The sequence below is a fragment of the Cohnella kolymensis genome, assembly GCF_000829465.1.
GTDB classification, from domain to species: domain Bacteria; phylum Bacillota; class Bacilli; order Paenibacillales; family Paenibacillaceae; genus Cohnella; species Cohnella kolymensis.
Genome location: NZ_JXAL01000001.1, coordinates 499,832 through 523,880 on the forward strand (window position 1 = coordinate 499,832; position 24,049 = coordinate 523,880).

Below are 24,049 nucleotides of genomic sequence, written 5' to 3' on the forward strand. Positions count from 1 at the left end.
CTCTTTTCCTTACTCATTCACTTCTTATCAGAAGTTCAATGAACGTTTATTTAAACGGATTAAAGTAGCGCGATATCCGATCCAGGTTGCCATAAACGACGTCGTAACCAATAAAACAGTTAACAGCGGATAGATTTCGGAACCTGCGGCACGAATAGCGGCTTGAAACAGATGAACGTCCCGCCAGGTCAACACCACGGATAAGGCGACCGTGAAGACCATAAACGCCATACAAAACACAACATTCCGCTTTCCGTCGAATCCGAACTCGAACAAGGTATACAAGGCGTCGATGACAAAGGCATAGCACATCCAAATCAGCCCCGCACCCAACCATTGCAGCACCGAGATATCCGCTCGAAGCTCAGGTGCGAGTATATATTGAAAAAGTAGAAACGCGATCCCGATGACCGGAAGCATGATCACGGTTTGCAGAATCCTTACCTTAACGATGGCTGACCTGGGAATCGGCATCGTGAGCCAGTGTGCTATCCGTTTGGAATAGACATCCCCTTTCCAAACCGCGAATACGGTTTTGTTCATCAGCAGCCCGAATGTCGGAAACATCGTTAAATAAATCCAATCCACAAGACCGTTAAGAAACTCCGGGATTTTCTCATCACTCATTAGGCCGTTAACGGAAAAGCTCATGAAGCCTCCGGTATACAGAGCGAATAAAAAAGTAACCACAATTCCGATCCATTCCCGCCTCAATAAATAGGAACCAAGATGCCGAATAGCTTGCCGCTGGGTCAAACGACCGCCCCCTGTCGCCTAGTGTTCATGTGTGTATATCAATATACACACTATAGATGAATAAATTCTAATCGTCAATGCAAAAGGAATGTTTTGCTATTTATCGAACTTATTTATTAACACCAAAGAAAGCGAGATGAAACAATTGATTCGCAAGTTTTTATCGGCAACAGCAATAATAGCCATGTTTTTTTCTTTTACCCTGACGCTCAATCCGGCCGGCACATCCGCCGCTTCCACATACACCGACAGCGGCTTGCCTATACGTACCGCCCGAGAAGTTGCCTCAATGTGGCAGAATCTTATGCACCCTGCTGCAGATTTCCGCAATCCTTATATTACAAAGCCTGCCACCGCAACTCCTTATACGCCCGGCACCCTGCGTCCGGATTACATTCAAGACGGTCTGAATGCCGTGAATTTCTATCGTTTCATCAGCGGCCTGCCGTATGACATTACGACTACTGCCGCGCTTAATCTCAAAGCGCAGCATGGCTCAGTATTGCTGGCAGCCGGCGACGAATTCAGCCATACGCCCGCGCAGCCTGCGGATATGGCGAATGAGTTTTACAAAATCGGTTACGGCTCGACCTCGAGTGCCAATATTTATGGATCTTACGGTTATGTCGATCACATCATGGCCCGTTCCATCGATGCTTATATGGAAGATTCGGACACCTATAACCTGGATCGGGTGGGACATCGCCGCTGGATTCTTAACCCCCCGCTGAAGCAGGTCGGACTGGGCTTGGCCGACAGCAAGACGAAATGGACCTACTCTGCGCTGCAGGTGTTCGATGTCAGCCGCTCCGGGGAAGTAGATTATCGCTATATCGCTTATCCGGCGCCGGGACCTATTCCGAATGAAGTGTTCGAATCCTACTATGCGTGGTCGGTAAGCATTAATCCCGATGAGTATGCAACGCCGGCACAAAGCCAAGTCAGTGTGACGGTTAAGAGGGAGCGTGACGGCAGAACATGGGAGCTCGATGCCGGAGTTAGCCAGGTCACGGCTAAGGGAGCTTATTTTAACGTTGAAAACAGCCATTACGGTACAGGGCCTGCGATCATTTTCCGCCCGGACGGTATTGACGAATATCGTGACGGCGACCGGTACGAAGTTACCGTTAACGGTCTTAAGACAAGGTACGGAGCCCAGACCTACATTTCGTATGCCGTCGATTTCATAAGCGCTAAGAAATACTTGGCGCCGCCGGTCACAGAATCGGCACCGTCGCCGATTCCGCTGCCGGATCTGATTACGGTTCCTGGGCCGACGCAGAAGCCTGAACAGATCATCAAGTTCAAGGACACTTCCACTCACTGGGCCCGTTTAGCGATCGATTGGGCAGTCAAAAATAAGATTGTGACCGGCTATCCGAACGGAACGTTTCAGCCGGATACATTTGTAACTGAAGAAGAGTTTCTCAAAATGTACCTTGAAGCATTGGACGTCAGCGTCCCTTCCAACGCGAGCGGCAGGTGGTCGAATAGCTATTACACCTATGCCGCCGCTAATAAACTCACCTTGCGCGGAAGCGTGAATACGAAGGCCAGAACGATGCCGATTAACCGTCTGGCGGTGGCAGAGTTGATTGCTTCGTTTGAAGGCTCTAAACTTACAGGTAGCAAGGCCATTCAATTTGTGCTGGACAACGGCTATTCCAAAGGTAAAACATCCAAAACCGTTAACGGCTATGCCGGAGCCGATAAGCTCTCCCGCGCGGAAGCTGTCCAGTTCATCAAAAATATAATCGATGTGCGTATGCCATTGTAATCGAGAGGATCATAACTGCTGATGAGACGCAACAACAATTCGCCCCGCCGAGTCGGCGGGGCTTTCAAACGAAGCGAGACGCCCGCAAGGAACTACAAGGTTACGGAACCATCGGAGCTTCTTCTTTTTCTATTAAACAAGCTGTCTAATCAAGGACGCAATTCGGTGAAGTCCTTGCTTTCGCATGGACAAGTATCCGTTGACGACAAGATCGAGAAGGCTTATAACTATTCGCTGCAGCCCGGACAGACCGTCACAGTCCGCAAGGATAAGACAGCGGAGGCTCCGCCTTTGATCGGACTTAAGATTCTCCATGAAGACGAAGATCTCATTGTCGTGCATAAGGACGCCGGATTATTGTCCATCGCGTCTGCGCAGGAAACCGAGTTGACCGCCTATCGGCAGCTCACCGCCCATGTCCGTGCCTCCGATCCCGGCAGCCGGATATTTGTGCTGCACCGCTTGGATCGGGATACTTCCGGAGTCATGATGTTCGCGAAGAGCGAGAGGATTCAGCAAACGATGCAGAACGGCTGGAAGGATATCGTACACGAACGTTCGTATGTCGCATTAGTCGAAGGCTCCGTCAAGAAAGCCGAGGGAACCGTCTCTTCCTGGTTAAAGGAAAGCGCAACGTTAAAAATGTATTCCAGCCCGTACCCGAACGATGGTCAGCACGCGGTCACGCATTACAAATTGCTTCAAGCGAGCCGAGGTTATTCCCTGCTTGAGGTGCGCCTCGAGACCGGACGCAAAAATCAAATCCGCGTACATATGCAGGACATCGGCCACCCCATCGTCGGCGATAAGAAATACGGCTCCAGAACGAAGCCGATCGGAAGGCTGGGTCTTCATGCCCGCGTGCTTGCCTTCACGCATCCGAGTACAGGTAAATTGATGCGTTTCGAGACCGAGATCCCGAAGACGTTCATGAATGTGTTCCGGGACCCTGCCCCTAAGTAAATGATTATTTCAGCTTGAAAATAATGACTCCCGCGATCATCACTCCGATGCCGATGATCCGGTTGGCTGACAACGCCACCCTCTCTACGCCGAACCAGCCGAGTGTGTCGATCGCCAATGCCGCCAAAAGCTGCGCGATCAGCAAAATCGCGATGGCATACACGGGGCCGATCGAGCCGACGGAGTGCATGACCGAGTATACGATGAGGACACCCATGCATCCTGTGAGGAGATACATTTTGTTGATCGACTCCAGCTTGCCGAGACTGCCGTCCTTTAATATCCAGAACAGGATCAGCGACAACAGGAATCCCGTTCCGTGCACCCATGTGTTGGTGAACCAGAAACCGGCTCTCTCGCTGATTCTGACATTAAATATACTTTGACAAGCAACGACAACACCCGCAATGACGGCGTATATAATACCAAGCATGATTCCTTCCCCCATTAGCTATTCAATTGTACAAGTTGCCGTTGGCAAGTTTTTTCAGCTGCTCGATATCTTTCACATAAAGCGAGCCTCTCGTTCTCTCAACCAAGCCTGCAGACACGAACTGCGAGACGACCCGATTCAAATGCCGGTAGCTGGCCCCCAGAAGCTCCGCGATTTCCGTGAGCTTGGATGTTCTGATTTCCTCAATGTGCGGATGGTCGTTCTCGTCGACGTTAATCGAAACGAGATAACTGGCGAACCGGGTTTCCAGCGGATAAAGAAGATTCAGGCTCGATGCATTGGAAAATGTATATAACTTTTGGCTTAAATGCTTGATGATAAATCGCAAAAATGCGGGATCGTGATACGCAGTTGCCTGCAATTCCTCATATTTGATCGCGATAAACAGACATTCGCCCACCGCTTCTACCGTGCCTTTCACTGTGAAGTCGGTTAAAAGCTCCAAATCCCCAACAATAGCGAGCGGTTTATAAAACCGGATGAGAATGGATTTACCGTTGGGCAGCGTCTTATAAACTTTGAGCTTCCCTTTTACAAGCAGCAACAGCTGATTCATCCGGCCACCGTCCGCGCAGATGATGTCTCCTTTTCCATAAGAGACGAGCTCCATCGCTTGAACAGCGCGTTGATCGAATATGCCGCCGAGCTCGTACTGTTCCAACAAGCGCTGCAGTGCTGCCAAGTCTTGCATTCTCTTCATAACGTCGCGCTCCTGACCGCGCCGGCAGGCACGAGGTACACCATGATCTCTATCATTGTAAATGAACCGTGCGCCTGCAGAAAGGACATATGTCCCATTTGTAAATAAAAGAAGGGGTTCCTTGCCGGACCCCTCCTGATCAGAAATAATTGTAATTTTGTACGTATTCAAGAAGAGACACTTCCTCTCAGAGGAAATGTCTCTTCTTGTTTTGCAATATGAATGCCGGGTTTCCTTACAGATCAAGGCCGCCGAGCAGACTGTTCACAACACTATTTCCGAACACGTACACAATAAGGATGGATGCCGCGTAGGTGATGATAACTCCCCAGAACGCATCCAGACCACTTGAGTGACCTTTCTTGAAGCTGTAGATCGTGAAACAGATCGCCACCAGCCATGAGAAAACTCCCAGGCCCGTAATCCAACCCACCACTCAGAATCGAATTGAATGATGGAGAAAAGGAAGGCCGCGAAGATGAACGTAACGGACGGGGTCATCAGAGTACCGAACCGGGCGGTGACATCGCGATAATCGGCATTGACATTTCCCAGCTTAAGCACCAGAAAAATAATCGAATTGACCATCAATACAATCAGCAGCAAAAAGAAAAATGGTTTAATGACGATGCCGCCAAAAGGCACGCTATCTCCGAAGAAGCCGTATGCGGCGCGCAATTGGAAATAAGCGGTAAGCGGCAGAAGAAGGCAAAAGAGAACTAAAGTAATGATTGCGTTAGCCATATGTCCGGCATTCGTTGTTTCTGCAACCCGAACAGGATTGCGCAGAACTTGATAAAAGAAAGAGAAGTATTGGCCTCCCATTTCTTTCACTTGCTGCAGCTGTGGATTCATTTGCGAGGGAGTGTTGTACTGCACAGGCTGCGCTGATAGAGCAGGTGACACCGGTTGGCTCAGCGGGGAGTTCGAAGCCTCCGTGGCTGCTGAAGCTTCAAGCTTGGAACCGCAATTCACACAAAACTTACCTGATTGATTGTCATGACCGCATTGGGTACATTGCACGCGCTATTCATCCTCCATAATATTGGGTTATAGGAACATTTACCCATTCAATAATCACTAGTATTATAGAAGGATTCGGGACATTCGTCTAACCATTAATCACCTAAAATACTTGTATATTGAAAAACGTCTATGCGGACGGTCGCAATTGGAAGATTTGTCCCTCCTGGTCGCACACGTAAATTTCTCCGCCCGTATCCAAACCGAAGGAAGTGATATTGAGCTTGGATTCGATTAAGATCTCATTGCCTACCGATCCGTTATCTTTGCGGCTTAACGCCCATATGGTTCCCGACCCGTAGTCACCGTATATGTACTGTCCCATCAGTTCAGGCAGCTGTTTCCCGCGATAGACGAACCCTCCGGTTATCGACACACCTTGATCGCGGCCATATGTGAAAATGGGCTGCTCCAATCCTGTCTTGTCACAGCCTTCCTTCGGGTTAAAGCATTCTGTCCCCTCTTGGATTCGCCAGCCGTAATTTTTTCCTTTTTCCACGATATTGATCTCTTCATAGCTGTTCTGTCCCACATCCGCCGCCCATAGCTGCCCGGCATCGGGATCGAAGCTGAAGCGCCATGGATTCCGCAGCCCATAGGCATAAATTTCAGGCGCCCCGCCACTGAGGAACGGGTTGTCCGACGGGATCGCATAAGCCCGACCGCCCTGCTCTTTATCTACATCAATTCGTAAAATTTTACCCAGCAAACGATCAAGGTTCTGACCGTTATTATGAGGATCTCCCCCGTTTCCGCCGTCCCCCGTTGCAATATACAAGTAACCGTCCGGACCGAACGCAAGCTGTCCTCCGTTGTGGTTGGCATACGGCTGTTCAAATGTGAGCAGCACTTGTTCACTAGCGGGATCCAATTGACCCTGCTGCCCGGGATCCGCATCATAACGAGCGATAATGGTGTGTGTCTCCGTTGTGTAATTCACATAGGCCTGGGCAGGATGCTCAGGATGGAATGCGAGACCGAGCAAGCCCTGCTCCGGCCCTTCATCGTGCACTCGATCCGTAATATCCAACACAGTGCGCGGCTTGTCCGACGGCTTTTTGAGATTCAAACTTACAATTCGCCCCGGCTGCTCGATGACATAGATAAGGTCCGGTTGATCGTCTCTATGCTCCAGTCCCACCGGCTTTTCTACCCTTTGATCTCCGAAAATAGGGTAAAGAGACACTTTGGCGGCATCGGCGGTTTCTCCGGTCTCAACATCCGTTTCCTTTGAGCCCGAACATGCGGTGATTCCGATCATGATAAGCAGCCCAGTTATGACTGTAATCATACGATTCATAACAATAACCCCCTTTTCCACGATCATCGCACAGGTTACAGGGGAATCACAAGATTAGTAAATGAGTGAAATTGCCTCTGCAAGATCCGACATTTTTGGTATAATGAATTGATGTTGAAGAGGGGGGGTATACATTGTCCGACCAGTTGAATCGCATGGAAGAAATGCTGGCAACCCTCATCAAGATGCAAACTACCAACAATGCCAAGATCGAAGAGTTAAGCGAGGAAATGAAGGAAGTTAAAGTTGAGCTCAAGGAAGAGATTAAAGAAGTTCGTGAGACGCTTGACACCTTTCGTTCCGAGACCAAGACCTTGATCGAACAATGGTTACCGTCGAATCGATGCACACAAAATAATGAATGAAAAAAGCTCTCCCGCCTATGACGGAAGAGCTTCTTGTTTTCTCAGCGTCTCACCATACTCCCAGCTGCTGAAATGATCTTCCCATACGATGTGATAGAGGTTGCCGTGGATTTCCATAATGATGCCTTTGCTTCCGTCCGGTAAAAACTCGACCTGATCGCCGACCTTCAACATCCGTCCCACCACCCCCGTCATCCGAGTCGAAAGACGATCCCGTGACCGCCTTTGGGATAAACCCACTTGATGTTCTGATGCGGACACCCGATCCGGCAGCTTCCGCACTCATGACAGCCTTCATAGCCGACATGCATGCGAATATCTTCCCATTTATACACTTCCGCCGGACAGAAGATCGTGCATATTTTATCGGGGCAGCTCGTCATGCACACTTCGGTATCCATCACATGCAGGTGAGACTGGGTATCGGCATTGAACCGCAGAAGGTACTGCTTCTCTTCGATGCTGGCCGCTTTAGATGCCGGTGACGGTTCGCTCATCACTTCATCACCTTCCATGCCCGATAGATGTCGCGGGCGATCTTGAACTTCTGTTTGGCCGTGCCGATGTCCCGCCAGATTTTCTTCTGCTTCTCCCACTTGGAGGAGCCGTCCACCGTTAACATCTGGCTCATTGCCTTGTTCATCATCGGAATGTACTGCTCGAAGTATTGAGGAAACTTGTCAAAATGGTGCGTCGAGTCCTTATACTTCTTCATGTCCTGACCGACGAAGCTGCTCATCAGGCGCTGTCGGTACAGATCCAGCGATTCTTCCGAGAAATCTTCCCGCTCCTTGGCGGCCAGTATTGTCTCCGCTGCGATACGTCCCGAGGTCATCGCCATATTGGAGCCTTCCCGGTGTATGGCATTGACAAGTTGTGCGGCATCGCCGACGACTAATACTCCCGCCCCAGCCACCTTCGGGATTGAACGATACCCTCCTTCCGGAATGAGATGCGCCAGATATTCCTGCGGCTCGGCACCTTGAATATAGGGGCGGATCATCGGGTGTTTTTTGACGTATTCCATCAATTCGTAAGGCTTTATTTTATGCTTGATCAGGCCTGAAAGTAACGATCCGACCCCTATGCTGAGCGTATCTTTGTTCGTATACAAGAAGCCGGTACCCAGAATGCCTTTCGTCGCATCTCCGAACAATTCAATGGTGCAGCCCTGACCTTCCTCCAGGTTGAAGCGGTCTTCGATCAACTTCTTGTCAAGCTTGAGGATCTCCATCGTCGCAAGCGCAACTTCATCGGGACGGAACTCCTTGTGAAACCCGAGTGATTTGGCGAGCAAAGAGTTGACACCGTCGGCCAACACCACTACATCTGCGCGGAGTTCCCCGTCCGGGCGGTCCGTCCTTACTCCCACGACCTTGCCATTCTCAACGATACATTCGAGCACGACCGTTTCGTTCACCAGCAGTGCGCCTTTCTCAACCGCCTTGCCGGCAAACCACTGGTCGAATTTGGCCCGAAGCACGGTGAAATTGTTGAACGGTTCCTGCGCCCACTCCAAACCTTTGTACGAAAAGGTTACCGCCGACGACTTATCCATCATCATAAACCGCTGTTCTACAATGGGTCGCTCCAAAGGCGCTTCCTTATGGAAGTCGGGAATGACCTCCTCCATCATCTTGCGATAGAGCACGCCGCCCATGACATTCTTGGAACCGGGATACTCACCCCGCTCCAGCAGCAGCACGCTGACTCCAGCCTTCGCCAATTCGTATGCGCACGCGATGCCCGCAGGTCCGGCTCCAACGACTATGGCATCAAACTTTTCGGGCATCGGCCTCTTCCTTTCTGCCCAAGGCAGCTTTAAACCCTTCAATAAGCATCGGGACGATTTCCAGCGCATCGCCGACAATTCCGTAATGGCACGATTGAAAAATCGGAGCGGCCGGATCTTTGTTGATCGCGATAATGAGACCGGAGTTTTGCATCCCTACTATATGCTGGATCGCGCCCGAGATGCCGACGGCAAAATATATTTTGGGCGTCACCGTAACACCGGTCTGTCCCACTTGATGATGATGTCCGATCCATCCCGCTTCCACGACATCACGGCTCGCCCCTACAGCGGCGCCGAGCGTCTCGGCCAGCTGATGGATGAGCTGAAAGCCTGCGGGACCGCCGAGTCCTTTGCCCCCGGACACAATGATATCCGCTTCGTCGATCCGCGCGCGCTGGGTTGTTGCCCGCACGATCTCCAGCACTTTCGTACGGATATCTTCTTCTGTGATTGGAATGCTCTCTTCTACTATTTCTCCGATTCTTCCAGGCACCCGCTGCAATGCTTTCATTACTTTGGGACGCACGGTTGCCATCTGCGGACGGTACTTCTTGCATAGAATGGTCGCCATGATGTTGCCGCCGAATGCCGGACGGCTGGCCAGCAGAAGCCCCGTATCTTCCTCCACATCCAGCTGCGTCGTATCCGCCGTCAGGCCGGTCGGCAGATCCGTCGCCACGGCGCTGGCCAGATCTTTCCCCGTTGAAGTGGCGCCGTAGAGCAGAATTTCCGGTTTATACTTTTCCACGCAAGCCAGCATGGCCCGCATGTAAGTTTCCGTGCGATAGAACCGATAGATCGGATCGTCGTATACATACACGCAATCTGCCCCATACTCAAAAGCCGTCTGCGCGAGCCCGGTCACTTGATCCCCGATCAGCACTCCCGACAGCTGCGTCTTCCTTTTGTCCGCCAGCCGGCGGCCCGCTCCGAGCAGCTCCAGCGCTACCTCCGCAATGATTCCGTCTTTCTCCTCAATGAACACCCAAACCCCGCGATAATCCTCAAAATTCAAGGGACTGACCTCCTAACTCCGATCCGTTATGTAACGCCTTGAAACAGCTCTTTGCGTTCAAGCAGGATGTCAATTAATTGGCGGACTTGTTCCTGAGGATTTCCTTCCAGCTGAGTTCCGCCTTTCGGCTTTTCCGGTGCCCAGACGGAGCTCACTATTGTAGGCGAACCTTTCAAACCCAGCTGTGTCTTATCAATGTCCGGCAGATCGTTCACCGACCAAATATGAGGCTGATACCTCGCTGCCCGGAGCATGTTCGTCATTGTGGAGTACGGAACATCATTGATTTCCTTTTCCACCGAAAGCAGGCAAGGGAGTGTCGAGCGAATGACCTCATAGCCATCCTCCAACTTACGGTGCACGATGGCGTATCCTTCCTCTCTGTTGAGCTCCACCACTTTATTCACAGATGTCAGCGGAGGCATATCCAGTCTGCGCGCAATACCGGGTCCGACCTGGCCGGTATCCCCGTCGATCGTCATTTTGCCGCATATGATCAGATCGATCGGGCGTGTTTCCGCAATCTTCTGCAAGGCTTTCGTTAACGCATAACTGGTAGCTAATGTATCAGCGCCTGCAAATGCACGATCCGTAATCATGTAGCCTTCGTCCGCGCCGATTTCGATGCACTTCTTGATGGCCTTCACTGCCGGAGGCGGTCCCATTGTAAGCACCGAAACCGTTCCCCCGTATCGCGACCTCAACCTGACCGCCTCTTCTACCGCATGCGAATCGTAAGGATTGAGGATGGCCGGTGCGCTGGCGCGATCCATTGTGTTCGTCTTGGGATTCATCTTGATGATCTTCGTATCCGGCACCTGCTTAATGCAAGCGACGATATGCAGCATATTCTTCACCCTTTCCGTCCGTAACCGATTTCCGCTTCAACCGATCACTCTAATATATTAGGGCAGGGCTGAGATCATGACTGGGTTTGTCCATCGTGGACTTGCGGACCGCGGCAAAAGAAAAACCGGGAAGAGATTATCTCCTCCCGGTTTTTCGAAATGCAGTACCATATTTACTGGAAAACCTCCTCTTAATTTTACTGCAATGTCGCTTACACAGGACCTAACTGGAAATGCTCCATCTAATCTTTGCGCATTCACCGAGAATCCATAAATCCCGGACAATTAGAGGGAGGTTTTCCAGTTTTATTGCAATATGCCACCTTAATTGATTAGTTAGCGGGAGGTTTTCCAGTTATGCTTCCGTTCAACTAAGCTGTCCGCTACGAATTTACAGTCTCCTTAACATACGTCTCCAGCAGGTTTGGCAAATAGATCGCCGCCCCCAATTTATCTATTTTTGATCGCATTCTTTTTCAGCATAGGTTTTGCCCATGTAATACTCATCTACAAATCTACCTCTTATGCGCATGGCGTTTTTCTTTGTACCTTCAATCACAAACCCACACTTCTTATACAGTTGAACAGCCCGCTCATTATGGGTTATAACCGTTAATTCAAGCCTGCTTAATGCGGTTGTTTCTCTCCACCTCTCAACGGCATCAAATAGTTTCTTACCTATTCCCCGCCCCGTGTAAGCATTGAGTATGCCAATGACGATATGCGCTCGATGACTGTCCGATTCGTGCCGCCTCCGATGACGATTAGCTGCCCAACTAGCCTGCCATCTTCCTCGGCAATAAAAATAGTAGAGTTGGCAGAGTTAATCATGTTTTTAATCATCATTGTTTGCTGCTCTTCGGTAAAGACTCTTTCATTCGGTTCGTACAGCATATACTCATTATCCGAGTCGAGCCGCTTATTTAGTTCCATCAGTTCTCGCGCGTCATCCTCAGCAACTTCTCTAATTATTAGCATCCTGCGTTCCCCCCTCGGGAATCGGCTTACGGCCCATAAATCCGTCATTCCAGCCGTGATAATGGGTGATTCGCTCCTCCCCTTGCTTCCAGCAGAGCAGCACATCATTCCCGTCCCAGACCGCGGGGAAGTCGATCAATCCCGGATCGATCATCTTGAGCTGAACGCCTTTTCTGGCGAAATTCGAAAGTAAAAGCTCAGCTTCCATACGCATGAAATCCAGTGCGCTTTCTTCCTTGAAAAAGTCATCTTTACCGGCTCCGGTGGAAACGGGCGACTGCTTGTACATCGCTTTTTTCTTCTGAAGATCTGAATGCCGAGCCTCAATCGCACCTACCATGGCCTGGAGCTTCAATAAATTCTCTTTGATCTCGGGCAGGAGAGCATTCGCCTCATTCAGTGTAAAGGTTTTAAATTGCATAATGACATCCACTCCTTGCTCAAAATTTTACTAGCAGAGACCGGCAATGTAAAAGGAGAAGAATTTGTCACAATTTGTTCCCTTTTTAACGCTCTTTTGAAACATTAAACTGTTAACGAACGTATGAAAGATAGAGCTGCCTATCTCAAGAGGTAAATCCATACTATTCTTTACTCGATAGAAACCGTTATTTAACTATTCTGCCCTTTATTTTTTAACCCGAATAGTGTGGAGAGAACTACCTTTTTTATAGGTAAGCAAATAGAAATAAACATACTGGGGGATTATCAATGTTAAAAAAATTGGCAGCAACAGCACTTATCTGTACGATCGCCTTGACCGGCGCAGCTTGTTCTTCGAAAAACGGCAACAACGACGCAGCCGGCACGCCGGCCCTATCAACGGCAAGCAGCAGCCCTAGCGCAACGGCACCTGCATCGGCATCCGAGAATCCCGATGTGTCCAAAACCAAAGCTTTTATCGCCGGCCGCATGGCTGAAGAGAAAGTGAACTACCTGTTCCACCAGACGACGTCAGAAGACGAGAAACCGATCTTGAACCCGGTAACTCCTGACAAAGAATCGGCAGCGAAATTTCTGAATGCATACATAGATCCGGCACTGACCGAGAAAATCCTTACCTACTATCTGACTGAGGAAAAAGCGGACAACGCCATTGTAGTCAAGAGCGATCCGTTTTTCACCGTGTCGATTCTAGCTGCTGCGTCCAAAGATGACCTTACTTACGAAGGCGCGGACAATGAATACAAAATGACAACCAAGGATGGCGGCGTGTTCACCGTAAAGAAAAATACGGAAAATAACTTCGTTCTCGCTGACTTCGTCAAGCAATAATTGAACTTGCGCTGCAGCGGTTAACCTGAATAATGCGGCAGAATAGTTAAATAACCGTTTCTGTAGAGCGCCATGCTTGCCAGAGCACTCGAGCAACCCGGGTCCGAATAAGACGCCGGGTTGCTCTTTTTCTTGGCACTTTGCCGATTTATCTGCATAATGTTTTTTGAGTTTGGTATACTTAGTGGGCAAATGAATAGCAATTATTTGGAATTATCAAACTTCCGGGGTGTTCATCCGAATGGAGCAAAACAAAAAAGGGAACAAGCGGCGTTATTGGATCGGAGCGGTGTTGGTTTACATTGCAACCAAAGCCAAAAGCATACTGGCCCTTCTGAAATTCACCAAGATCGGCGCAACATTCATCAGTATGTTTATTACCATGGGCGCCTATGCTCTGGTTTTTCCGGTTCAGTTCGCGGTCGGCTTGGTCGTCATGATTCTGATCCACGAGCTGGGGCACGTCATCGCCGCCAAACAGAAAGGGCTGCCCGTTTCGGCACCCATCTTTATCCCCTTTCTCGGAGCGCTGATCACGATGAAAAGGAATCCCAGGGATGCGGTAACCGAAGCTTATATCGCTTTTGGCGGTCCGATACTGGGCACGGCCGGGGCGCTGGCATCGTTTCTTTTAGGCCTTATCTTGCAAAATGATCTGCTGCTCGTGGTTGCCAACATCGGGTTTTTTCTTAACTTGATCAATTTGATGCCGATCCACCCTTTAGATGGCGGCAGAATTTCTGCTGCGGTCACCAGATGGCTGTGGCTTGTCGGCCTTATCGGCGGGCTGTTCGTCATTATTTACCTGCAAAGCATTTTGTTTTTTGTCATCTGGGCCATGTTTGCCTGGGAGCTATATCAGAAGTATGTAAAAGGTAAAAACAGAAGAGGCCGTGCTGACGTTATCAAACTGAGAGTACCGCTTGAGGAATTGTGGGCATCAGGAGCAATCATACCGGGGGAAGAACACAAGAGGGAGCTTCCGTTCGACACTTATTCGACACTCGAAGGTGAGCAGCGGATAAGGGTCCGATGGGATGCTTTAGGCATCAACGAGACAATCAGTCTGCCGAAAGGCACTCAGGCTATTATACACAAAGTACACGTCGTAAAAATCGAAAAAAACCTGAATGACACACCGCCGCTATTGACCGTAAGCTGCCAAATCGATTATGAAGTGCACGAACCCGATAACTACTACGAAGTACCTGCCGGCAAGCGGATCGGCTATGGCGTCGCTTATGCGGGGCTGGCGATATTTTTAATTTTTATGCTTTATGCCGTGCACATACAGGGAATCGCTGCTATCGCATAAAAAAGAGGAACCCCGGGACGATCATATCGCGCCCTGCGGGTTCCTTTTTCAAATTCAACCGAAAATCGCTTCAATCATCGGCTTCGTATGTCCGCCCGGATACATTTGATACAGCAGCACATACACGGTTACGCCGGTTATTGCGGTAGCAAACCAAATGACGGCGGTGACTCTCCCCCATCTGCGATGCTTGGCGAAATTCTTACGGAATGCCAGCGTCAGCGTAGTGATGCCGAAGACTGCCGCAACCGTAGCCAGTACGATATGGAAAAGCAAGAATGTCAAATAAATCTTCTCCAGATCTTCCGGGCCGCCCCAAGAGGTGTTACCGATAAAGATCGTCCGCGAAACATAAATGATAAAAAACAGCAAAGCGGAGATCGCCGCAGCGATCATTACTTTCTGATGGGCTTCTCGCCTACCCTTAATGATTAACCGCCAGCCAATGGCAACAAGAATGGCGCTTAACGCGATAAAGGTCGTGCTGACCATAGGAAATATGTCGTACCAAGACATGTAAGGTTCACCCGCTCCACTCGACAGAACTTCTGCATACCTGCAGTTATCCCTATTTTACCTGTCATGCCTGCTTTGTACAAACGTTCTACGCGAGCGTCACACATTGTTCAAACGGCTGCCCGCAGGGGCATCCGCCACAGGCTCATCCTCACGTGAACGTTCGCTACGATACCATTGCATGAACACCGCATACAGAGCAGCGGCGTTAACGAATTCCTGCAGCAGCTTCATCACTATGCCGCCCAGCTGTTGATCCTCCAGAGGAGTCATAAGATTGAAGAAGCCGGGCCCGTCAAAAGTGCTGAGCATCGCCTTGGAATCGCCGGATACACAATATCCCATTGCCTTTACCCAGACATCGGGATCACTGTATACGGCAAACAGAGGGCTGCTGGCGAAAATAATCATGACACACGCCGGTGTCAGCAGCAATCCGCTGAGGAAAATGTAGCCCAGCTTCATCAGTGCCGAGATCCGGTTCCATTCCGGCACGGGACAGCAAATCTGCCACCACATCAACATCGCTGAGATCAGAAGAGCAATATAGTAAACGGTATGAACCGTAAAGTTCGTCATAATGTAATCGTGATTGTCAGGCATGTGATAGAACGAAAACATAAAGATGAACAAGCCTAAGCTGATAATGGGATTCAGCAGAATCCGGAACATCCGCCAGAACTTCGGCTTGAACATGGCGCGCCACAGCCAATCCGGAATTCCATAGATCAGCATTGGCGGAACAAGGATATACGAGATGGCCATATTCGTCATATGAAAAGTAAACATTAAGTGTCCAAGAAGGCTTAACGGGCCGCCTTGAGTGAAATACAACAGTACGGCAGCGGCAATAAAAGAAGCTTGCCGCGTGAACGAGACAGGCTTGCCGCCTGCAAAACGATCTCTCCACGGTCCGACGACGAACGTATACAGCACGATAACCGCCATCATAAACACCATGAATAGAGGACTCCATAGATCGCGAAACGAGAAGTACTCCAAACCCCACATTTTGATAACCCCCTTTCTACATTCGTGTCCATTAAAAAGAGAGACGGATTTAGGCCCGCCTCTCTGAAGTTTAACCTATCAAGCTGTTACCACCAAACCCAATACTCGGCCATGATGACCATGGTGAAGACAACGAACACGCCGGCCACAATTCCGATGATCGGATACAAATGTCCTTTGTCTTTCAAGTGCATCCAGAATGACATCTGAACGAACACCTGGATTACCGCCATTGTCACCAGAATGATGTATACGAAAGTCGTATTGATCTCACCCGCAGCAACGGCAGCGAAGGCGATAATCGTTAACGCGAGCGACATTACAAACGCGACAATGTGTTTTTGCGGGCCTTCAACCTTATGGCGTTTCGTCGGCTGCTCAGTAGACTGGTTATTCTCCATGAGATTAACCCACCTTTCCCATCAGGTACACAACGGTGAAGATGAATACCCACACGACGTCGATAAAGTGCCAATAAATCGCCGACACATAAATCTTCGGTGCCGTTACAACCGTTAAACCTTTTTTGAAGATTTGGCCGATCAGCAAACCGATCCACAAAACCCCGAACGCAACGTGCGCTCCGTGGAAGCCGACCAATGTGTAGAATGAGGAGCTGAACGCGCTCGTCGTGAAGCCGTGTCCTTCTTGCACATAGTGATAAAATTCATAGATCTCGAGCCCGAGGAATCCGAGTCCAAGAACGATCGTTACGATCAGCCAGTTGATCATAGCTTTTACTTTGTGATGATGCAGCGCTTGAACAGCGAAAACGCTCGTTAAGCTCGAGGTCAACAAGATCATCGTAGCCGCGAACACCATAGGAAGCTGGAACAGCTCGGCAGGATGCGGACCGTCCAATACATTATGGCGCAGAGCCAAGTATGCGGAGAACAAGGTACCGAACAAGACGGTTTCCGCACCCAGGAACAGCCAGAAGCCCAATATCTTATTGCGGCCTTCTAATGTCGCTTTCTCCGGATCGTGCGGCAAATGTCCGTCTGCGTGGCCATGTGCGCTCATACGTGCACCCCCTTATCCTGATCTTCGGGTTCGATATGGAAACCGTGATCGTCAAACACGGATCGGAGGAGCATGCAACCAAACGTAATCGCTAATCCGATACCGGCTACGATAAGTTGATTGTACATGAACCCGAAACCGGCGATGAATAACCCGATACTCATGATTAATGGCAGTATAGACGGTGAAGGCATGTGGATGGAGCCCACCGGCTCTGCCGGGATCATCTCGGTCTTACCTTCCATTTTCTCTTTCCACCAAGCATCGTATCCGCGAACAAGCGGAGTTTGCTTGAAGTTGTACTCCGGAGGAGGAGATGGGATGCTCCATTCCAGCGTCCGGCCGTCTTCCCATGCATCGCCTGTAGCGTTGCGAGGTTTAGCCCAAGTCGTAAACACGTTGATGAGGAATACAATCGTACCGATACCCATCAGGAACGCGCCGATCGTACTGATCAAGTTCATCGTATCGAATCCCTGATACGGAAGGTAAGTTGCTACCCGCCGCGGCATGCCCAGCAGACCGAGGAAGTGCTGTACAAAGAATGTCAGGTGGAAACCGATGAAGAATGTCCAGAAGGTAAGTTTACCAAGTCCTTCGTTCAACATACGGCCGAACATCTTAGGCCACCAGTAATGCAATCCTGCAAAGATACCGAAGATCAAACCACCGACAATAACGTAATGGAAGTGAGCGACAACGAAGTAGCTGTCATGGTATTGGAAGTCCGCTGGAGCGGATGCCAACATGACCCCGGTCACGCCGCCCATTACAAAAGTCGGAATAAAGCCGATCGCGAACATGCTCGCCGTAGTAAAGCGGATCGATCCGCCCCATAACGTGAACAACCAGTTAAAGATCTTAACACCGGTAGGCACCGCGATAAGCATTGTTGCGATGGAGAACAACCCGTTCGCCACGGGGCCAAGACCGGTCGTGAACATGTGGTGAGCCCATACCATGAACCCGAGGAAAGCGATCAGGACGGTAGCGAACACCATGGAGCTGTAACCGAACAAGCGCTTGCGGGAGAAAGTGCTGACAACATCGGAGATCACTCCGAAGGCCGGCAGGATCAGAATGTAAACTTCAGGGTGACCGAACACCCAGAAGATGTGTTCCCATAAAACGGAGTTACCGCCGGTGCCTGGTTCGAAGAAGTTAGCTTGAAACAAGCGATCGAACATCAAAGCCACGAGGCCGACCGTCAGTACAGGAAACGCGAAAACGATAAGTGCAGATGTAATGAAAATAGCCCATGTGAACATCGGAAGCCGCATAAAAGACAAACCGGGTGCACGCATGTTAATAATTGTTGCCATGAAGTTAATACCGCCGAGCAGCGTCCCGATCCCCGCAATCTGAAGACCGATGACATAATAGTCGATTCCGTGTCCGGGGTTGTATGTCGGACCTGACAACGTTGCGTATGCTGTCCATCCAGCATCCGGCACCGCGCCTGCGAACCAGCTCAAGTTAAGCAATACGCCGCCGAAGAAAAATGTCCAGAAGCCCAGTGAGTTCAGGAACGGGAACGCAACGTCGCGTGCACCGATCTGAAGCGGTATAACGGCATTCATAAGAGCGAACAGCATCGGCATGGCGGCCAAGAAAATCATGGTCGTTCCATGCATGGTAAGTAATTGGTTGAAGGTTTCTTCCCCAACCACGTTCTGCATCGGCCTCGCCAATTGAATGCGAATCAGGATGGCTTCCAATCCGCCGATGAGGAAAAAGAAAAAGCCTGCGATTAAATATAGAATACCTATCTTCTTGTGGTCGACGGTCGTCAGCCAATCCATCAAGCCCTTGTAACGCTTGACTGTATGCGCGTGTGCAGCCAAGGCCGCGTACCCCCTTTTATTTCCCGCTTGATTGATAATCCAGCTTGTAATCCGCCAAATACTTGGCTATAGCTGTAAGTTCTTCTTCCGTTAATCCGTTCTCAGCAGCGTTCGGCATTTTATTGTCAGGTTTGTACTGCTGCGGATCCTTGATCCAATCGTGCAGGTTCTGTGCTGCCGGCTTGTCGCCAGGCTGCGGATCAGCTACAACATCGGAGTTGTACAGAATTCCGCCGATTGTCTGGCGATCGCCGATACCTGTCAAGTTCGGAGCACTGCCCTGATTTTCCTGGCCGATGGCATGACAGAGCAAGCATTTCGCTTCGAATGCCTTGGCGATCTCTACATCTTCGGGCATTTTGGCCGGAGCTTTCATGGCCGAAACCCAACGTTCGAACGAATCGGCGCTTACGGCTTTCGCTTTGAAATCCATGTAAGCATGGGAAGGTCCGCACAGCTCCGCGCATTTGCCGCGGAACACGCCTTCCTTCGGAAACTCCAGATACATCTTGTTGGTGGTACCCGGGTTCGTATCCATCTTGCCGCCGATCGACGGAATCCAGAAGGAGTGTTTGACATCGGCGCCGGTCATCTCGAACATGATCTTCTTGCCGGTCGGCACGATCAGCTCTTGCGCCGTTGTAATGCCCAGGTCCTTGTATTCAAACTCCCACCAATATTGATGCGCAGTGACTTTGACTTGCAGCGCTTCCTTATCTTTCGAGTAGTCCTTGGCAAGTCCGAATACGTGCTGAATGGTCGGAACGCCTAGAACCAGCAAAAGAGCGAGAGGTATAACGGTCCAGATAATTTCAAGCTTGTGGTTGCCTTCCACTTGCTTCGGGATGCTGGTATCGCCGGGACGACGGCGGAATCTGATCAGCACATAAATGCAAATGGCGAATACGACCACAACAACCAATGCCATGATGCCAATGGACAGCTTCATTAAATCAAATTGCGTCTCAGCCACCGGCCCCTGCGGGTTCAGTGTCGAGAGGTCTTCCCGTCCGCACGCGGACAGCAGCAGGGCAAATCCTGCGAGCAGCGGAAGCAGCCGCTTCGTTACGCGCCGTCGATTCATCATATCAACCCCAATTTTACGTTTTATAGAATGTCCGTTGCTATGTCAGCAAGCTCATTCTACCTCTTCGCTGATGTTGGACCCGTACAATTAACGTCCTTCACACACTCTACTAAATATAAAGATTGACCTGTCGGTTTGTCAATGTTCACAGAACAGTTCACAAATTGTTCTTAAAACTGTCATAAATGCCCGCCGTTCTAAGCATCTCGTGAGTTGAGCCCTCCCGTTAATCCACCTCTTGCGCATGGCTTTGAGCGCCCTTTTCGACACTGTTTCGACAGCATGCAGGTTTCGATGAAAGCGCCCGTTATCGGGCTTGTCCGATCCTTCTTCGTACAAGAGAATGCGCATTCATTCCCTTGTACGAAGCCGTTATTTAGTTAAAATAAGCGGGCCTTCGGCCGTCACCGCAACGGTATGCTCGAACTGCGCCGCCAAGCCTCCCTCTAATGTAAGCACGGTCCAACCGTCCTGTGAGATGATTACCTCAGGGGAACCGATTGTAATCATCGGTTCGATTGTAATGACCATCCCTTCTTCAAGGCGAACGCCTCTGCCCGGCCGTCCGACGAACGACACCTCGGGAGGTTCGTGCAAATTCCTGCCGATCCCATGTCCGCCGAATTGAGCAACAACACCATAGCTGCCGGCATGAGCCGCTTGCTGCACGGCATGCGCGATATCGCCGATTCTCTTGCCCGGCCATGCCTGCTCAATCCCTTTGGCCATGGCCTGATAGGCGGCGCTGCGCAAGCGGCTCGCTTCCGGAGAGGTTTCTCCGACCGCAAACGTCCAAGCCGTGTCCGCGAGCCACCCGTCCAGATCCACTACAAAATCCAGTGTCACGATATCTCCACGCTCCAGCGCTCGTTCGTCCGGCATACCGTGGCATACGCAGTCATTAACTGCGGCACAGATCGCGTAAGGGTAGCCGTGAAATCCTTTTTGCGCCGGCTTGGCTCCGTGCTCGTTCATAAACGTTTCCGCAAACTGATCCAGCTGGCGGGTTGTTACGCCCGCGGCCACTCTTTTCCCTAGTTCCCGCCGGAGTTGGGCCGCCAGTCGTCCTGCCTGAGCGATATATTCAATCTCTTCCTTGCTGCGGATCGGAATTTCTGCCTTACGCGCCATATGCCTACCTCCCCTTTCTTCTTATAGATATTCATCCGCACAAAAAAAAGAACCGGCAAGGCGCTCGGCGGTGTGCCGTTCAGCCTTGTCGGTTCATTTCTCCCGCGTTACGAGGCGGGGGAATTTAATTTAACCAGCTCGCGTTCAACGAGCGTCGTTAACTCATCTTCATATCCACCGGTAATCCGGTATTTGCGAATGTAATCTTTGACAAACTTGCGCGGGTCCTTCGGGCGGAAAATTCTAGTCAGTTCTTGCAAACTTTCTTGAACTTCATTGTGGCTGCGTTTGGCCATGATATTCCCTCCCAGGAGAATGGATTCCGCCCACGGCAGAGGTTACCGGAACGGAGGCGGCCATTTGCCACCCGGAGAACCTGTAACACGGTTCTTCCTGCAAGCTTGGATTGCTCCGCCGCTCATGTGCGGCAGACCTTAGCATATCCTGCTTTTTCTGATTATACCATTATACGGACGGGGGATAAAGCATTTACCTGTAATTAACATTCGACAACCGTTCTAGAAAGCCCTATGATTGGCTGTTAACCCCGTACTTCAAAGCAGTGCTCCGTACCTGATAAGCTGAAGCGGTCGCCGGCCCGCAGCTCATAGGTTTTGCCGGGCTCCAGACGTTCGCCGTTCCATAAGAACGTACCGTTGGAAGAACCGTGGTCCTCAAGAAAGAACAGGCCGGAATCCTCCGAATATCTCAGCGTACAATGTTTGCGGCTGACCTCGCCGGCCGCATAGGGGAAAACGACCGCACATTGCGCCGGATCCCGCCCAATAGATAAGCGGCGGTTCACTACGCGATAACATATCCCGGCATGTTCACCTGCGATGCCGCACAAACGGGGTTCGTCTTCTGCCGCTTGCTGGACTTCAATGGGTTCCTCTAAGATCCGTGTGATTGGAATCGTGTAATCGGCTAATGTGTGCTGTTCGGAGCTTTCGTCTGTCACCGTATCCCGGGCATTCCAATCATAGGCCGGGCCGGCTTCATAACTTTCGTTCTCTTCCGCGGACAGCAGGGCCGGATCGCCGGCGCCTCTGGTTCTGAGCGTCAATTGCAAGAAGGCAATGACAGCGCCTACCGCGACGACGATGCCTATACCAAGCGCCGCCAATAACGGCAGAGTCCCTACTTCCACTTGTGCCGAGGAGGTTGCGATCGAACCTCGGGCGGAAGCGTTCAATGGAAAAACTCCGGCTGCCATACAACAAAACGCAGCGATGCACGCCGCTTTCACGGCGGCTGCTCGGAATGGAATGCCGCGCCCTTGCGTTAAACGACCCCTCCCTTCAATCCGTCTGTGTACCCGATCCTTCAAATCCTCACCCCATTTCAACGTGCCGGCCCTTTATTGTAAACGCTTTCCTTTCTCTGCAAAAAAGAAACCCGTTTCTTCGTCTTCTTGGATACAGTATAGCTAAAATGGCGTTTGCCGACAATGAACTCCCCGTAAATTTTAAGCAAAATTAAGCTGTGCGTTTACTCTAAATTATTCCGAAACCCAAGGCTCATATTCTTATATCGGTAAAAAAGGACAGACATTTAAGGCTGCGGCCTGAATCAGGCGGCAGCCTTGCACCTCCGCCTTACAGCGTCTCCTGCTGCAAGCCGCTCATTTCCGGACGAAGCAGCCACTTGCCCTCCGCTTTCTCTGCTTCATTCGTGTATACGCTCCCGATTCTGCTCACTGTTCCTTCAGCCCGAACTTCGGTGTTCACCGCAATCAGCAGTGTCGCTTTGCCGGCCCCGTCATACGCTACTATTGTCCACTTGTCCAAACTTGATGTCATTTCCGTTGTTCTGAACAGTTCCTCGACAGCCGCTTTCGCTTCAGCCTTTTGCGGAAAATCCACCAAAGTGGCCATGTAGCTGTCCAAGTTCTCGTCATTGGCCGCTTTCAACTGGTCATTCAATACTTTCTCAATGTCTGCTTTATCCGATTCGCCGATCGTAACGCCCTGATCGAACAATGCCGGCACGTTCGTAAACTCCACACCGACGGTTTCAATATCGAAGATCTTCCATTGGCCGTCAGCATCTCTATGCAAGGTATATAATGTCTGCGCCTTATTGTCCGGGAAAAAACCTCCGCTGAGCTTGACCGTTTCGTCAATGACGCTGACTACAGCTTCTGCACCCGTGTACGATTGGATAAACTTGTCTTTGATGCTGGACTTGGTGCGCGTTTTTTTCCACTGCTCCTGTATACCGCTTACGTCCAGGGCCGTGTTCTCCGCGAACAAACCGGCCAACCCGGCATAGTCTCCGGCAGCCTCCAGAAGCAGCATTTTATCGAAAACTGCGTAAACCGCGGAAAGCTCCTCTTTACCGGGACCTTGATACGTGAGTGAAACGCTGCTTGCCGCTCCGTTCCACACGACCTTGTAACCGGCAAGCTCGGCCAGGAACCGAAGCCCGATCCATGTGCCGCCGTTCAGCTTAATCACCTGCCCTGTACTCTCGACCGCTCTGCCATTGACGAATGCCACGTCTCCGCCGACGGACATTTCCAGCCTCGTAAAATCCCCGGCAGCGCGGATGGTGTCCGTCACTTCGTCGAAATCGACCGTATAGCCCAGCCCGTTCAGCATGGAGCGGAACTCTACGTACATTTTTCCTTTGAACGTAACCGGATGATCCTCCAAAATAGCGGCCTTGCCGTCAACCACAACTTTCACCGTCTGACGTTTGCCGGCTGCCGCAGAAGTTCCTGCCAGAGATAAGGCAAGCAGAATGCTGATCAGGATGAATAAGATCCGCTTCAAGTGACGCACCATCTTCCAAATTTATGTAAGTTCCATTTCTCTTAATCTATTACATCCGGCATCCGGATTTCAATCCTGAATATTAAAAACACGCCG

General features: G+C 50.6%; 26 protein-coding genes and 1 pseudogene. 5 read left to right on the forward strand and 22 right to left on the reverse strand.

The features are described 5' to 3' along the window. Positions 1–27: 27 nt before the first annotated feature. Entirely contained in the window at positions 28–756 is a 729-nt protein-coding gene (locus SD71_RS02365; RefSeq protein WP_041059018.1) for a hypothetical protein, read from the reverse strand. A 136-nt stretch (positions 757–892) separates the two neighbouring features. Here SD71_RS02365 and SD71_RS21845 point away from each other — a divergent pair, with 136 nt between their 5' ends. Then, positions 893–2,533: a CAP and S-layer homology domain-containing protein gene (locus SD71_RS21845; protein ID WP_161793319.1), complete on the forward strand. Its 1,641-nt coding sequence runs from the start codon at positions 893–895 to the stop codon at positions 2,531–2,533. 21 nt (positions 2,534–2,554) lie between these two features. Next, a complete protein-coding gene (locus SD71_RS02375) occupies positions 2,555–3,496 on the forward strand; it encodes an RluA family pseudouridine synthase (protein WP_041059020.1) in 942 nt (313 codons plus the stop codon). Between the two features lie 4 nt (positions 3,497–3,500). Here SD71_RS02375 and SD71_RS02380 read toward each other — a convergent pair whose 3' ends face one another. The 4 genes from SD71_RS02380 to SD71_RS02395 all read right to left on the reverse strand — a co-directional run bounded on the left by SD71_RS02380 (position 3,501) and on the right by SD71_RS02395 (position 6,973). Beyond that, entirely contained in the window at positions 3,501–3,929 is a 429-nt protein-coding gene (locus SD71_RS02380; protein ID WP_041059022.1) for a DMT family transporter, read from the reverse strand. A gap of 22 nt (positions 3,930–3,951) precedes the next feature. Further along, positions 3,952–4,650, reverse strand: a complete 699-nt coding sequence (locus tag SD71_RS02385; protein ID WP_041059025.1) for a cyclic nucleotide-binding domain-containing protein — start codon at positions 4,648–4,650, stop codon at positions 3,952–3,954. A gap of 264 nt (positions 4,651–4,914) precedes the next feature. Further along, positions 4,915–5,673 (reverse strand): zinc ribbon domain-containing protein, encoded by a 759-nt coding sequence (locus SD71_RS02390; protein WP_041059028.1) that lies wholly within the window; start codon positions 5,671–5,673, stop codon positions 4,915–4,917. A gap of 130 nt (positions 5,674–5,803) precedes the next feature. Continuing rightward, positions 5,804–6,973, reverse strand: a complete 1,170-nt coding sequence (locus tag SD71_RS02395; RefSeq protein ID WP_041059031.1) for a PQQ-dependent sugar dehydrogenase — start codon at positions 6,971–6,973, stop codon at positions 5,804–5,806. A 134-nt stretch (positions 6,974–7,107) separates the two neighbouring features. On the opposite strand from SD71_RS02395, the gene SD71_RS02400 reads away from it, so the two are divergent. Next, complete coding sequence (locus SD71_RS02400) at positions 7,108–7,338, forward strand: hypothetical protein (protein WP_041059034.1); 231 nt, start codon at positions 7,108–7,110, stop codon at positions 7,336–7,338. Positions 7,339–7,353: 15 nt separating this feature from the next. Here the strand turns inward: SD71_RS02400 and SD71_RS24130 are convergent, their stop codons facing one another. The 7 genes and pseudogenes from SD71_RS24130 to SD71_RS02430 all read right to left on the reverse strand — a co-directional run bounded on the left by SD71_RS24130 (position 7,354) and on the right by SD71_RS02430 (position 12,395). Then, complete coding sequence (locus SD71_RS24130; protein WP_165418304.1) at positions 7,354–7,512, reverse strand: hypothetical protein; 159 nt, start codon at positions 7,510–7,512, stop codon at positions 7,354–7,356. A gap of 17 nt (positions 7,513–7,529) precedes the next feature. Then, a complete protein-coding gene (locus SD71_RS02405; protein WP_052475868.1) occupies positions 7,530–7,853 on the reverse strand; it encodes a ferredoxin family protein in 324 nt (107 codons plus the stop codon). Continuing rightward, positions 7,835–9,130, reverse strand: coding sequence for an FAD-dependent oxidoreductase (locus SD71_RS02410; protein ID WP_041059038.1), 1,296 nt, complete (start codon positions 9,128–9,130; stop codon positions 7,835–7,837). Before SD71_RS02410 ends, SD71_RS02405 begins: the two co-directional genes overlap by 19 nt. Beyond that, positions 9,114–10,148: an electron transfer flavoprotein subunit alpha/FixB family protein gene (locus SD71_RS02415; RefSeq protein WP_041059040.1), complete on the reverse strand. Its 1,035-nt coding sequence runs from the start codon at positions 10,146–10,148 to the stop codon at positions 9,114–9,116. The genes SD71_RS02410 and SD71_RS02415 overlap by 17 nt, the downstream gene beginning before the upstream one ends. 26 nt (positions 10,149–10,174) lie before the next feature. Next, positions 10,175–10,996, reverse strand: coding sequence for an electron transfer flavoprotein subunit beta/FixA family protein (locus tag SD71_RS02420; protein WP_041059042.1), 822 nt, complete (start codon positions 10,994–10,996; stop codon positions 10,175–10,177). A 454-nt stretch (positions 10,997–11,450) separates the two neighbouring features. Further along, a pseudogene (locus tag SD71_RS25770) lies at positions 11,451–11,968 on the reverse strand (GNAT family N-acetyltransferase). After that, positions 11,961–12,395, reverse strand: coding sequence for a DUF2203 domain-containing protein (locus tag SD71_RS02430; RefSeq protein WP_041059045.1), 435 nt, complete (start codon positions 12,393–12,395; stop codon positions 11,961–11,963). The pseudogene SD71_RS25770 and the gene SD71_RS02430 overlap by 8 nt, the downstream one beginning before the upstream one ends. Before the next feature lie 290 nt (positions 12,396–12,685). Here SD71_RS02430 and SD71_RS02435 point away from each other — a divergent pair, with 290 nt between their 5' ends. Both SD71_RS02435 and SD71_RS02440 read left to right on the forward strand, forming a co-directional pair. Beyond that, entirely contained in the window at positions 12,686–13,249 is a 564-nt protein-coding gene (locus tag SD71_RS02435; protein WP_041059047.1) for a hypothetical protein, read from the forward strand. A 241-nt stretch (positions 13,250–13,490) separates the two neighbouring features. After that, positions 13,491–14,564, forward strand: a complete 1,074-nt coding sequence (locus SD71_RS02440; RefSeq protein WP_041059050.1) for a site-2 protease family protein — start codon at positions 13,491–13,493, stop codon at positions 14,562–14,564. Positions 14,565–14,618: 54 nt separating this feature from the next. On the opposite strand, the gene SD71_RS02445 is transcribed toward SD71_RS02440, so the two are convergent. The 10 genes from SD71_RS02445 to SD71_RS02490 all read right to left on the reverse strand — a co-directional run bounded on the left by SD71_RS02445 (position 14,619) and on the right by SD71_RS02490 (position 23,953). Then, entirely contained in the window at positions 14,619–15,080 is a 462-nt protein-coding gene (locus SD71_RS02445) for a DUF420 domain-containing protein (protein ID WP_041059052.1), read from the reverse strand. Positions 15,081–15,179: 99 nt separating this feature from the next. After that, entirely contained in the window at positions 15,180–16,091 is a 912-nt protein-coding gene (ctaG, locus tag SD71_RS02450; RefSeq protein WP_041059053.1) for a cytochrome c oxidase assembly factor CtaG, read from the reverse strand. An 86-nt stretch (positions 16,092–16,177) separates the two neighbouring features. Next, the gene (locus tag SD71_RS02455) at positions 16,178–16,492 is read right to left on the reverse strand and encodes a cytochrome C oxidase subunit IV family protein (protein WP_041059055.1); all 315 of its coding nucleotides are present in this window, start codon (positions 16,490–16,492) and stop codon (positions 16,178–16,180) included. Positions 16,493–16,496: 4 nt separating this feature from the next. Beyond that, positions 16,497–17,114, reverse strand: a complete 618-nt coding sequence (locus SD71_RS02460; protein WP_041059057.1) for a cytochrome (ubi)quinol oxidase subunit III — start codon at positions 17,112–17,114, stop codon at positions 16,497–16,499. After that, on the reverse strand, positions 17,111–18,916 hold the full coding sequence (gene ctaD, locus SD71_RS02465; RefSeq protein ID WP_052475912.1) for a cytochrome c oxidase subunit I: 1,806 nt from the start codon (positions 18,914–18,916) through the stop codon (positions 17,111–17,113). The genes SD71_RS02460 and ctaD overlap by 4 nt, the downstream gene beginning before the upstream one ends. 58 nt (positions 18,917–18,974) lie before the next feature. Continuing rightward, positions 18,975–20,045: a cytochrome c oxidase subunit II gene (gene coxB / locus SD71_RS02470; RefSeq protein ID WP_041059061.1), complete on the reverse strand. Its 1,071-nt coding sequence runs from the start codon at positions 20,043–20,045 to the stop codon at positions 18,975–18,977. Positions 20,046–20,417: 372 nt separating this feature from the next. Then, entirely contained in the window at positions 20,418–21,176 is a 759-nt protein-coding gene (gene map, locus SD71_RS02475; RefSeq protein ID WP_041059063.1) for a type I methionyl aminopeptidase, read from the reverse strand. A 107-nt stretch (positions 21,177–21,283) separates the two neighbouring features. Next, positions 21,284–21,472: a hypothetical protein gene (locus tag SD71_RS02480; protein WP_041059064.1), complete on the reverse strand. Its 189-nt coding sequence runs from the start codon at positions 21,470–21,472 to the stop codon at positions 21,284–21,286. Positions 21,473–21,717: 245 nt separating this feature from the next. Next, positions 21,718–22,524: an FHA domain-containing protein gene (locus SD71_RS02485; protein WP_041059065.1), complete on the reverse strand. Its 807-nt coding sequence runs from the start codon at positions 22,522–22,524 to the stop codon at positions 21,718–21,720. Between the two features lie 250 nt (positions 22,525–22,774). Beyond that, complete coding sequence (locus SD71_RS02490) at positions 22,775–23,953, reverse strand: copper amine oxidase N-terminal domain-containing protein (RefSeq protein WP_161793320.1); 1,179 nt, start codon at positions 23,951–23,953, stop codon at positions 22,775–22,777. Positions 23,954–24,049: the final 96 nt, after the last annotated feature.

What these genes read in the sequence shown, in the direction of transcription:
- SD71_RS02460 (WP_041059057.1), bottom strand. Translation starts at nt 17,114, where the DNA reads ATGAGCGCACATGGCCACGCAGACGGACATTTGCCGCACGATCCGGAG.
- SD71_RS02385 (WP_041059025.1), bottom strand. Translation starts at nt 4,650, where the DNA reads ATGAAGAGAATGCAAGACTTGGCAGCACTGCAGCGCTTGTTGGAACAG.
- ctaG (WP_041059053.1), bottom strand. Translation starts at nt 16,091, where the DNA reads ATGTGGGGTTTGGAGTACTTCTCGTTTCGCGATCTATGGAGTCCTCTA.
- coxB (WP_041059061.1), bottom strand. Translation starts at nt 20,045, where the DNA reads ATGATGAATCGACGGCGCGTAACGAAGCGGCTGCTTCCGCTGCTCGCA.
- SD71_RS21845 (WP_161793319.1), top strand. Translation starts at nt 893, where the DNA reads ATGAAACAATTGATTCGCAAGTTTTTATCGGCAACAGCAATAATAGCC.
- SD71_RS02380 (WP_041059022.1), bottom strand. Translation starts at nt 3,929, where the DNA reads ATGCTTGGTATTATATACGCCGTCATTGCGGGTGTTGTCGTTGCTTGT.
- SD71_RS02420 (WP_041059042.1), bottom strand. Translation starts at nt 10,996, where the DNA reads ATGCTGCATATCGTCGCTTGCATTAAGCAGGTGCCGGATACGAAGATC.
- SD71_RS02435 (WP_041059047.1), top strand. Translation starts at nt 12,686, where the DNA reads ATGTTAAAAAAATTGGCAGCAACAGCACTTATCTGTACGATCGCCTTG.
- SD71_RS02430 (WP_041059045.1), bottom strand. Translation starts at nt 12,395, where the DNA reads ATGCAATTTAAAACCTTTACACTGAATGAGGCGAATGCTCTCCTGCCC.
- ctaD (WP_052475912.1), bottom strand. Translation starts at nt 18,916, where the DNA reads ATGGATTGGCTGACGACCGTCGACCACAAGAAGATAGGTATTCTATAT.
- SD71_RS02440 (WP_041059050.1), top strand. Translation starts at nt 13,491, where the DNA reads ATGGAGCAAAACAAAAAAGGGAACAAGCGGCGTTATTGGATCGGAGCG.
- SD71_RS02395 (WP_041059031.1), bottom strand. Translation starts at nt 6,973, where the DNA reads ATGAATCGTATGATTACAGTCATAACTGGGCTGCTTATCATGATCGGA.
- SD71_RS02375 (WP_041059020.1), top strand. Translation starts at nt 2,555, where the DNA reads ATGAGACGCAACAACAATTCGCCCCGCCGAGTCGGCGGGGCTTTCAAA.
- map (WP_041059063.1), bottom strand. Translation starts at nt 21,176, where the DNA reads ATGGCGCGTAAGGCAGAAATTCCGATCCGCAGCAAGGAAGAGATTGAA.
- SD71_RS02405 (WP_052475868.1), bottom strand. Translation starts at nt 7,853, where the DNA reads ATGGAAGGTGATGAAGTGATGAGCGAACCGTCACCGGCATCTAAAGCG.
- SD71_RS02410 (WP_041059038.1), bottom strand. Translation starts at nt 9,130, where the DNA reads ATGCCCGAAAAGTTTGATGCCATAGTCGTTGGAGCCGGACCTGCGGGC.
- SD71_RS02455 (WP_041059055.1), bottom strand. Translation starts at nt 16,492, where the DNA reads ATGGAGAATAACCAGTCTACTGAGCAGCCGACGAAACGCCATAAGGTT.
- SD71_RS02445 (WP_041059052.1), bottom strand. Translation starts at nt 15,080, where the DNA reads ATGTCTTGGTACGACATATTTCCTATGGTCAGCACGACCTTTATCGCG.
- SD71_RS02480 (WP_041059064.1), bottom strand. Translation starts at nt 21,472, where the DNA reads ATGGCCAAACGCAGCCACAATGAAGTTCAAGAAAGTTTGCAAGAACTG.
- SD71_RS24130 (WP_165418304.1), bottom strand. Translation starts at nt 7,512, where the DNA reads ATGTTGAAGGTCGGCGATCAGGTCGAGTTTTTACCGGACGGAAGCAAA.